This window comes from Achromobacter semiaridum, assembly GCF_053543755.1.
On record NZ_JBLVOL010000047.1, the window covers coordinates 98,895 to 108,910 of the forward strand.

Here is a 10,016-nt window from a genome sequence, read left to right on the forward strand (position 1 = left end):
GCCGCAAAAAGCCGCCCATGCAAAAGGAATGAGTCAGAGCGATGCAACGCTGCCGAAGCCTTCAAATTCGCTGAGTTCTCCGCCGAAACTATCTGGTGAAGCACGTTGCTCGGAAGCAAAATTTTCAAGGCCGGACGCTGCATGCAGGGTGGTGCATTTCATCAGATAACGATGTTGGCGCACGCACGCCCAAGGATAGGCCAGCGTTAGCGACGCGGCGGTGGCGACGAGCCCGGAAGCGACGATCCAGGTATAGACGGCCGGGTCTACCTGACTCTGTAGCCGGTGTCCGCCATCGATGGTGGTTTGCGTAAGCAACTCGTTGCGCACGTAAACGCCGTAATGGACCGACGCAATAAACAGCGCAACATAAAGGTCCATCGCGGCCAGTGGAAGGCTCTCAGGCCCCCAAAGAACGATTGCCAGCAGCCCAGGCAACAGGGCGACGAAGAACAGCACCGCGCTACGGATCAGGCCGCCGTACATCGTGGATACCTTGGGCTGCGTGGTGAACCGCGCGCCACCAAAGCGATAGCCTTCAGAAAGATACTTGCCCAGCATCTTCGAATAGAACGGCGCCAGCAGCCCCAAAGACAGCATGACAAGGATGGGCATCAACATGAACAGCAGTAGCGCGCGGCCGTAGTTGCCCTGGAATTCAAATCTGACGTTGCGCCATGAGGTCATGTGCGCGTTAAAGCGCAGGCCGGCATTAATGGCGGCGGGCATTGCCAGCATCCAGATTAGCCAAAGTACCGGGAAGAGACTTGGGACGAAGTAGCTGATTGCGCTCATGATGCCGATTACGACGATCGCAATGATGCGCCCTTGCAATATTTGCAATGGGCTGGCGTGGTAGTCGAAAGCATGGCCGTCGATGGTCGTATTGCCGAGGAACCACCGTTTGGTGCGGACTTTAGCCCAGGCAGACCAGATGCCCAGGGTGACAACCGTAAGCAAGAGGTTGACGATCCAGATGCCAAAGAACTCGCTAGCCGTACCGTGAAACGCTACCGGCATGGGCTGCAATGCCGGGGAATCGTGCAAAGGACGAACGCTAGCTCCGTCCGTTGGGAAGGCACGTACCGGGCCATGCTGAATCATCGCGTTCTCCGTGGGATGGGATCCGATAAAGCTGGGATCCTATCGAACGAAAATCTCCGGGTACATCTGATGATTCTGAAATTGCTTGACTATCGATGGCACCGCGCCGACGGCACCGGGCCGGCGTCGTGCGACTGGCGACCGGCGGCCGTGCCGTCAAGAGCCGTCTCCAGCCCTACCACTTGCCCGTACTTTGCGACTGCATGGGCGGCACGGCATTGCTGGGGTGCACCGTGTCCACGTACTTCCTGTAGCTGGCGATGTATTCCGGGCTGTTGATGTCCGGCGTGTTGTCGCTATTCCAGTTTTTTTCGACGCCGGATTCGCGCCACGCGGCCAGGTCGCGCATGACATCGTCGCGGCTGAGAGCAACGTTGGGGCCCGGCATGGCGGTGGCGGGCGCGACGGCCTGCTGCGCGTGGGCGGGGCCGGACAGCAGGGTGGCCGCGATCAAGGCGGCGGGGGCAAGGGCGCTGAACAATTGAATCGTCTTCATGATGAATCCTTAATAACGAGAGCGACCCCTCCCTCTCATGGCTTCGGACACATCGTAGGGCCGCATGGGTGCCCACCGCATACCCAAGATTGATTACGCCTGCTCGGGCCGACCGGTCGGCTACCGGAGGCGGGGTGCTACAGCAGCGAGGCCAGCCTGACCAGTTCCGCCTGCCGGCTGCATTCCATCTTGTTGAGCAGGGACGCGACCTGTTTGCGTACCGTCAGCACCGATGATTGGCGCAGCGTGGCGATCTCTTCGACACTGTGGCCGGCGGCCAGGCCCGCCAGCACGGCGGCTTCGGCGTGGGTGATGGCGAACACGGATTCCAGCTTGTCCACGTCGGGCATGGCGAATGCACTTTTGCGGCGCAGGCGGGCCAGCAGCAGGCGGCCGCCGATCAGGCTCAATGAATCGGGCGCGACGCTGATGTCCATCCAATGGAATTCGCCCCAGCCCGTGGTGGTGGCCAGTGACCGGGAATGGCCATCGCGAATGGCGGCGGCGCAATGGGCATCGAACAGACGCTGGCATTTGGAATCGGCATGGCGCAGCTTGCCGCCCTGAACCCGCCAGCCGCGCGCGTCGTCCAGCAGCTGTCGGGCCAGCGCCGACATCTTGTTGACCATGCCGTCCCGGTTGATGAGCAGCACCGCCTCGTTAACTTCCGAGAATGCGCTTTCCACCGACTTCCAACCAATGGACAACGCCTTTTCCCGCTGACCCAACTGGCTTTGCAGCGTGCGGAAGTACTGCCCGAAATTGCCGGACTGCAAGCGTTCGCTGGCCTTGGGGTCAACCGTTGAACGCTGGAACCCGATCGAGGCGTGCAGCACGGCGTTGGATTCGACGATCAGCGACAGAATTTGCGCCATGCGGTGCTTGAGCATGAAGTCGGCGTAGAACTCGGTGCGTTGCAATTGTGAACGGCTGTACATGCGTGCCGTGTCCAGCCACGTGCCGGCCGGCGCATGCCTCGAATCGCGTTCCAGCACGTCGTGACGGTAGTAGTGCCCTTGGTAGTCGGCAAAGCAGGCGTCCGAAAAACCGATCGCGGACAGGTTTGAAAGGTGGTTGCGTGCGTCAAAGACGATCAGCGTGCCGCTGTCGGCGCCTACCAGGTCGCGCGCGGTGCGCAGAATGTCCTGCCAGGGGGGATCCGGATCAGTCAGATGTTGTACGGCTTCCATCGCGCGCGTGAAGACAAGCTGAGGCTCGACCATGGTGCGTCTCCGGGGCTGAATCGCAAAGGCGTTGCTGCGTGCCGCCAGGGGGCGGCTGCGGGCGCGGCTACGGGTGCGGCTACGGGAGCCGGTACGGTGCTGCCTTGCCATCGCGCGGCGGCCATGCGCCGGCGGAAAGCGGATCAGTGCGGGGACGGCGTTGGAGAAAGCAGGGGGGTGCCGTTGGCCCGAGCGGAAATTATGCTCGCGAATTTGTGATCAGTGGGCAAATTCCATAGGCCTGCATGGCCGCCGCCACGCCATGCCTGCACCAACGGTGCAAGCGCACCGGGTCAATTCCATCAACACGCATTCAGCGCGCGTCGGTGGGCGCAAGAATGGCCGCGCGCCAGAGATCCAGGAAGTGGCGCTTTTTCAGCGCATCCAGATACACCAGCAGGCCGACGCCCAACGCCATGGGGCGCACGCCCGCTTCAGCGATGACCGACGCGTTGACGGGCCGCATGCCGGATTGCTTGGCCAGCATCTCTTGCCCACGCGGAGAAAGCAGATAGTCCAGCAGCAATGCGCCCAGGTCGCCGCGCGGCGCCTGCCTGGGAATGATGGCGGACCGCGACAGCATCAGCGTGTAGTCCTGCGGATAGATGATGGCAAGCCTGGCGCCCTGATCGATACGGTGGCGCGTGTAGGATTCCAGCAGGTTGTACGCCAGCGTTACTTCGCCGCGCTCCAGCTTGTCCAGCGCGTCTTCGATGGATTGGTGCGTGGTGACCCCGTTGCGGCCGAACGCGGCCAGCAGTGCGCCGGCCATGCTGTCCAGCCGCGTGTCCTGCGTGGCGGCCAGATAGCCGATGCCGCTGCCTTGCACGTCGTATGTCGATATGCTTTGCGCCAATGGCCGGTCGGGCGCCTGCAACAGGGACAGCAGCTCGCGGCGCGTGTGCGGTGCGCGCGCGGCATCCAGTTTGTCGGTGTTGTAGACCATCACAATTGGGTCCGTGCCGATGCTGAATACCTCGTCGCGCCAATTCGCCCAGGCGGGCAGGGCGCGGGTCTGCGGTGAGACATGGGCTTGGGCGTAGCCGTCGTTCACAAGCTTCGTCTGCAAATCCATGGCGCTGCTGATGATCAGGTCGGGGCCGCGTTTGTTCGGCGCGTCCCGGCTCGCGCGATCCACCGTGTCCTGGTACAGCTGCTGCGTGGATAGCTCGGTGTATTCCAGGCGGATGCCTGGGTTCAACCGGCTAAAGTCCTCCAGCACGCCCTTGAAGACCTGCACGCTGTTGGACGCGTGCAGGACCAGTACCTGCGAGCTATCGGCCGGGCCCAGCGTAAGGCCGTCGCGGCTGACTTCGGCGGCCTGTGTGGCGGTATTGCCCGCGCAAAGCAGCAGCAGGGCAGCCGCGCCAAGCAGCCGTTTGGCCCAATGGCAGGCGCGTGCGTCAAGCATCGCGACGCTCCGCCGGCAAGACGATCACCGCGTCCAGACCGCCGCCCACTCGATTGCTGAGGCTGAGCGTGCCCTGATGAATATCGACGACACGCTTGACGATGGACAGGCCCAGGCCCGCGCCGGGCGTGCGGGGATTGGGGCCACGGGCAAAGCGCTCGAAGGCGGTGTTGGCAAGGGCGGGTGGGATGCCCGGCCCGTGGTCGGCAACGGTGACGCGCCAGCCGCCGCCGTGGTGGTCCAGCGTGATGTCGATGCGGCCGTGGGCAGAGGCGTCGGTGTTGCCGTCGAGGCGGCCCTCAGTGCTGCCCTCGATGCTGCCCTCGGTGCTGCCATCGATGCTGCCCTCGGTGCTGACATCGCCGGCCCCGCCGCGCGTCACGCGCGCATCCCCCAGTCGGGAAGATCCGTGGCGCAGTGCGTTGTCGATCAGGTTCTTGAGCGCTTCGCGCAGCATCAGGCTGTCGCCCATGACGCGCGGTGCCGGGTTTGCACCCGTGGCGGGCAGGTGCAGGCGCACATCGGGAATGGGATCGGCTTGCGGCACGGTGTCGTAGGTGGCCTGGCGCAGCAGCTCGGCAAGGTCCACGGGCTGGAACTGCTTGACGTTGCTGCGATGGATGACGCTGGCGTCACTAAGCAGCTGGTTGACCAGCCGCGACAGCTTTTCAGCGTTGCGCAGCACTGCCAACAGGCTGCGGCGCTGCTCGCCCGGGTCTTCTTCGTCCAGCGCCACTTCCATCTGGGCGTGTAGCGCGGCAAGCGGCGTGCGCAACTGGTGCGCGGCTTCGGCAATGAACAGGCGCAGCGTGTCCAGGTTGTCGGACAGGCGCGCCATGAAGCCGTCCAGCGATTGCACCAGGGTGTCCAGTTCTTCGGGCACGGGCGCGGCGATGGGGTGCAGGTCGGACGCACTGCGGGCGGCCAGTTCCCGTTCGATGCGCTGGATAGGCGACAAGGAGCGCCGTAGCCCCCAATAGGCCAGCGCCAGCGCCGCACCGGTGAACCCGATCAGCGCCAGGGTGCCTTGCCACAGGATGCTGTCGGCCAGCGCGTCGCGCGCTTCGCGCGTTTGCGCCACCTGGATCACGGCGGCCTCGGCGTTGCGCGGGCCGGCGATCTTGCGTTCCATCCACGCGACGCGCACGGGCTCGCCCTGGTAGCGGGACGTGTATAGCTGCGGCGTATCGGCCGTGTCGTTACGCTGGGGCTCGGCGGGCAGGTCGGCATAACCGGAAACCAGCGCGCCGGCTGCGGTCGCAACGCGATAGAACACCCGGTCGCGTGGGGCCTGTTCCAGCAAGGCCAAGGCGGCATAGGGCATGTCCATCTGCCATTCGCCTTGCACCAGTTGCAGGCTATCGGCCATGGACAGGACCGAGGCGCGCAGCAGTTGATCGTAAGTGGTGTCGGCGGTTTGCTGGGCGTAGCCGCGTACCAGCAGGTACAGCACGGCCAGGCCGACGGCGAACAGGCCCAACAGCATGGCAAGCAAGCGGCGGCGGACTGAAATGCGGCCAGGCTGCACGGTCAGTCCTGCTGCGGGCCGGGCAAGGGGCTGTCCGGCGGCGTTGTCGACGTCAGCAGGTAACCCGTGCCGCGCTGTGTTTCGATGCGCAGCGGAGACCCTTCCAGCTTGCGGCGCAGGCGGGCGATGTAGACCTCGATGGCGTTGGGCGCGGCATCGTCATCGAAGGCGAACAGCTTGTTGGCGATCTCTGTTTTGCTGACGGCGCGGTTCATCCCGGCCAACAGGATTTCCAGCAGGCTGTATTCGCGCTTGGGCAGGTCGATGCGCTGTCCGGCCAGCGACACATGGCGCGCGGCGCTGTCGATGACAAGCTCGCCAAAGCGCTGCACGCCGGTGGCCTGGGCGATGGGGCGGCGCAGCAGGGCGCGGCAGCGGGCTTCCAGTTCGCGGAAGTCAAAGGGCTTGGCCAGGTAGTCGTCGGCGCCGGTATCCAGGGCGTGAACCCGGTCTTCGATGTCGATGCGCGCGGTCAGCGCCAGAACGGGCGTTTTGCTGCCACGGTCGCGCAGCCGGTGCAGGATGTCAAAACCCGACATGCGAGGCAGGCCGATGTCCAGGATGACGAGATCGAAGGTTTCGTATTGCAGCACGCCATCGGCGCTGAGCCCGTCGCGTTGAAGGTCCACGGCGTGGCCAAGACGGCGCAACCGGCGGACAAGGGCGTCGGCCAGATCCTCGTCGTCTTCGATTACCAGGATGCGCATCGGCCGATTGTAGCTGCCTGGAGCGAGCCGATTTTCGGGCTTCCCGGGGGTGGGGCGTCGGGTTGAAACAGCGCGCCGGATTTCAAAAAACGACAGGTTCCAGACAGCTTTTATTCCTAGTCTTCGGCTCCTGCTTCCCTTGCTGGAAGCTGCGTCAAACATAACAACGACTAGTCGGAGATACCCCCTCATGCTTCTGACCCTGCTTGGCTTCGGCATGGTGATCACGTTCATGACGCTGATCATGACCAAGCGCCTGTCGCCGTTGGTCGCCCTTATCCTTGTCCCTATTATTTTTGCGTTGCTGGGCGGTTTTGGCGCCGGCATCGACAAGATGATGCTGGACGGTATCCGCAAGATCGCGCCCACGGGCGTGATGCTGATGTTTGCCATCCTGTACTTCGGGGTGATGATCGATGCGGGCCTGTTCGACCCCATCGTCGGCCGCATCCTGCGCGCGGTGAAGGGCGACCCCTTGAAAATCGTGGTGGGCACCACGGTGCTGGCGCTGGTGATCTCGCTGGACGGCGATGGCTCGACCACCTACATGATCGTGGTGGCTTCGATGCTGCCCCTGTATCGCCGTCTGAAGATGAACGCGCTGTCCATGACCTGCCTGGCGATGCTGGCCAGCGGCATCATGAACCTGACGCCGTGGGGCGGGCCGACGGCGCGCGCGGCCAGCGCGCTGCACGTGGACGCGGGGGATATCTTCATCCCGCTGGTGCCGGTGATGGGCGTGGCCATCGTCTCGCTGCTGATGTTGGCGTTCTTCCTGGGCCTGAAGGAACGCCGTCGCCTGGGCGTGCTGTCGCTGCCCGACGGCGCATCGCTGCATGCCGGCTATGACGAGGACGGCCCCAAGAACCTGCCCGAAATCGACGTCGATCACGACCTGCGCCGCCCCAAGCTGCTGTGGGTGAACGCCGGCTTGACGCTGGCGCTGATGGTCAGCCTGGTGATGAACATCCTTCCGCTGCCGGTGCTGTTCATGATTGCGTTCGCGATTGCGCTGATCATCAACTATCCGAACCTGGCCGAACAGCGCCGCCGCGTCGCGCAGCATGCGGGCAACGTGCTGTCGGTGGTGTCGCTGATCTTCGCGGCGGGAATCTTCACGGGAATCCTGTCCGGCACGGGCATGGTGGAAGCCATGTCCCGCAGCCTGCTGGCCGTGATCCCGGACGCGATGGGCCCATACCTGGCGGGCATCACCGCGCTGGTCAGCCTGCCGTTCACGTTTTTCATGTCGAACGATGCCTTCTACTTCGGCGTGCTGCCGATCCTGAGCGAAGCCGCGCAGGGCTATGGCATTTCGGCGGTGGAAATGGCGCGCGCGTCCCTCATCGGCCAGCCGGTGCACTTGCTGAGCCCGCTGGTGCCGTCCACCTACCTGCTGGTGGGCTTGGCCGGCGTGGAATTTGGCGATCACCAGCGCTATGCGCTCAAGTGGGCCACCTTGGTCTGCATGGTGATGCTGGTTGCCGCCCTGGCGTTCGGCCTGTTCCCGCTGATGGGATCGGTTGGTTGAATCGCGGCGCAGGCCGCACGTTGATAAAGGAAGGGTCATGGCTTTGCGTATCGCTTATGTCACCAGCGGAATGGGCCACACGGGCACCGCGATCTGCCAGGCGCTGCATCGCGCTGGCCACCGCGTGGTGGCGGGCTGCGGGCCGCGTTCGTCGCGCCGCGATAGTTGGTTGAAAGAGCAGAAGTCCCTGGGGTATGACTTCGTCGCTTCCGAGGGCGACGCCACGGACTGGGCGTCCACCGAAGCGGCGTTCGACAAGGTGCGGCGCGAAGTCGGCGAGATCGATGTGCTGGTCAACAACGCCGGCTCCACGCTGGACATGCGCTTTCGCCAGATGAGCTATGCCGACTGGTCGGCCGTCTTGCGCAGCAACCTGGACACGCTGTTCAACAGCACCAAGCAGGTGGTGGACAGCATGGTCGACCGGGGCTGGGGACGCGTCATCAACATCGGGTCGGTGGCGGCGGAAAAAGGCCAGATCGGGCAGATCAACACTGCCACGGCCAAAGGCGCGGTGATCGGCTTTACGCGGTCGCTGGCCCAGGAAGTGGCGGCGCGCGGCGTGACGGTAAACCTGGTGTCGCCCGGCTTCATCGCCGACGATACCGTCAAGGCATTTCCCCCGGCGCTGCTGGACCGCATCATCGAAAGCGTGCCCGTCGGCCGGCTTGGCACCGCGCAGGACCTGGCGGGCCTGTGCGCCTGGCTGGCCTCGGACGAGGCCGCCTTCGTAACGGGCGCCAACTACGCCATCAACGGCGGCGTTTATATGAGTTGAGTTGACGTGGGCCCGCGCGCGGGACAGGCCTGGTCGGGCCAGCTTGCAAGTCTGGCCCGGGCGTGCCCGGGTTCAGTGCGTCAAGGCCAGCTGCGCGATGTAGCCCGATCGGCTTTCCCCGGCGGCGCGGGCCTTCGCATCGATTCTGGCCAGGATGCGGCGCGGCAGCGTGATATTGACTCGTTCGATCGTGTCGTCCATCACGGCGGGGTCGATGTCGACAATGGCCCAGACCCACCCCGCGAATTCCGGATTGGCTTGATGAACCGCGATGCTTCCCGGGGGCGGCACGGCGGCGCCAGTGTCCAGTGCTGTTTCGATCCAGAGCTCTATCGCTTCTTTGGCATTTTCGATGGCATCGTCAATGCCCGTGTCGGATGCGGAATAGCAGCCAGGCAGATCCGGTACGACCACGCCCCACGCTTGCGTGTCGCTGCCGGGCTCTATGGCGATCGGGTATTTCATGAGTTTCCTTGGTAAGCCTTGAAGAAACCAAAGGCGCCAGCCGTAGCGCCGCGAGCGGTCTGCTTCAGTCCTGCCTGCGTCAGCAGCTTGGCGACCAAGCCGATTCCCGAATCCTTTTTCGGATGGGGCACGCTGATATGTCCGGGCTTTTGCGGGTGGACATAAATGTGATGCGAGCCTCTCGCGTTGCGGTAGACCGAACCCGCCAGGCGGAGCTGTCTGATGATTTCGCGGCTGTCCATGATGTGTACCATACACATCGGAAAGTTGAAAAGGCCGCCAACTGGGACAAACAGGTCCTGGTGTGATGACAGCCCTATGCCAAAATGCACGCCGTTCAACAGTTCAACAGGAGCGGTTCATGCGGCGTATGGGGTGGGCAGTGGCGGGGGTTTTTGTATTGGCGGGGCTTGCCGGTTGTGGCAAGAAGAACGAGTACCCCGAAGGCATACGCCTTGTGACCTATAGCTCGTGCGTGGAAGGCTTCAAGAAAAGCGCCGGGGCGTTGCCAGATGTGGACGCGCGTTCGGCGGCGTATTGCAGCTGCGTGCTGGACGGCTTGCAGAAGTCGGTGCCGCTCAACGACTACACCGCGTATGACCGGATGCTGGTCACGAACGAAAAAGGTCCCGAGCGTGACCGCATCGAAAAGCTGGTCAATAGCGTGGTCAATATGTGCGTGGAAACGCAGATCAAGAAGTAAGCCCGGCAAGCCGGGCAGGGCGTTTGCCGGCCGGGCGGCCGGCGATCCGGCGGCCGGCGATCCGGCGACC

11 protein-coding genes are annotated in these 10,016 nt (G+C 63.9%); 3 read left to right on the top strand and 8 right to left on the bottom strand.

Annotation, left to right across the window (positions count from 1 at the left end; all coding sequences use genetic code 11):
• Positions 1-33: 33 nt before the first annotated feature.
• The 6 genes from ACNPP0_RS14365 to ACNPP0_RS14390 all read right to left on the bottom strand — a co-directional run bounded on the left by ACNPP0_RS14365 (position 34) and on the right by ACNPP0_RS14390 (position 6,469).
• Positions 34-1,104, bottom strand: a complete 1,071-nt coding sequence (locus ACNPP0_RS14365) for a YjgN family protein (RefSeq protein WP_448706256.1) — start codon at positions 1,102-1,104, stop codon at positions 34-36.
• Positions 1,105-1,279: 175 nt separating this feature from the next.
• On the bottom strand, positions 1,280-1,600 hold the full coding sequence (locus tag ACNPP0_RS14370; protein WP_332610789.1) for a DUF4148 domain-containing protein: 321 nt from the start codon (positions 1,598-1,600) through the stop codon (positions 1,280-1,282).
• Between the two features lie 137 nt (positions 1,601-1,737).
• Positions 1,738-2,823 carry a LuxR family transcriptional regulator gene (locus tag ACNPP0_RS14375; RefSeq protein WP_448706258.1) on the bottom strand — a complete coding sequence of 362 codons (1,086 nt, stop codon included), beginning with the start codon at positions 2,821-2,823 and terminating at the stop codon, positions 1,738-1,740.
• Positions 2,824-3,136: 313 nt separating this feature from the next.
• Complete coding sequence (locus tag ACNPP0_RS14380) at positions 3,137-4,234, bottom strand: ABC transporter substrate-binding protein (protein ID WP_448706259.1); 1,098 nt, start codon at positions 4,232-4,234, stop codon at positions 3,137-3,139.
• A complete protein-coding gene (locus ACNPP0_RS14385) occupies positions 4,227-5,762 on the bottom strand; it encodes a sensor histidine kinase N-terminal domain-containing protein (RefSeq protein ID WP_448706260.1) in 1,536 nt (511 codons plus the stop codon). The genes ACNPP0_RS14380 and ACNPP0_RS14385 overlap by 8 nt, the downstream gene beginning before the upstream one ends.
• Positions 5,763-5,764: 2 nt before the next feature.
• Positions 5,765-6,469 (bottom strand): response regulator, encoded by a 705-nt coding sequence (locus ACNPP0_RS14390; protein ID WP_448706262.1) that lies wholly within the window; start codon positions 6,467-6,469, stop codon positions 5,765-5,767.
• A 142-nt stretch (positions 6,470-6,611) separates the two neighbouring features.
• Here ACNPP0_RS14390 and ACNPP0_RS14395 point away from each other — a divergent pair, with 142 nt between their 5' ends.
• Both ACNPP0_RS14395 and ACNPP0_RS14400 read left to right on the top strand, forming a co-directional pair.
• Positions 6,612-8,000, top strand: a complete 1,389-nt coding sequence (locus tag ACNPP0_RS14395; RefSeq protein WP_332610874.1) for a CitMHS family transporter — start codon at positions 6,612-6,614, stop codon at positions 7,998-8,000.
• Positions 8,001-8,037: 37 nt separating this feature from the next.
• Positions 8,038-8,778: an SDR family oxidoreductase gene (locus ACNPP0_RS14400; RefSeq protein ID WP_448706263.1), complete on the top strand. Its 741-nt coding sequence runs from the start codon at positions 8,038-8,040 to the stop codon at positions 8,776-8,778.
• Between the two features lie 72 nt (positions 8,779-8,850).
• On the opposite strand, the gene ACNPP0_RS14405 is transcribed toward ACNPP0_RS14400, so the two are convergent.
• Both ACNPP0_RS14405 and ACNPP0_RS14410 read right to left on the bottom strand, forming a co-directional pair.
• Positions 8,851-9,243, bottom strand: a complete 393-nt coding sequence (locus ACNPP0_RS14405) for a type II toxin-antitoxin system HicB family antitoxin (protein ID WP_448706265.1) — start codon at positions 9,241-9,243, stop codon at positions 8,851-8,853.
• Positions 9,240-9,485, bottom strand: a complete 246-nt coding sequence (locus ACNPP0_RS14410) for a type II toxin-antitoxin system HicA family toxin (protein ID WP_448706266.1) — start codon at positions 9,483-9,485, stop codon at positions 9,240-9,242. The genes ACNPP0_RS14405 and ACNPP0_RS14410 overlap by 4 nt, the downstream gene beginning before the upstream one ends.
• A 119-nt stretch (positions 9,486-9,604) precedes the next feature.
• On the opposite strand from ACNPP0_RS14410, the gene ACNPP0_RS14415 reads away from it, so the two are divergent.
• On the top strand, positions 9,605-9,946 hold the full coding sequence (locus ACNPP0_RS14415; protein WP_332610778.1) for a hypothetical protein: 342 nt from the start codon (positions 9,605-9,607) through the stop codon (positions 9,944-9,946).
• Positions 9,947-10,016: the final 70 nt, after the last annotated feature.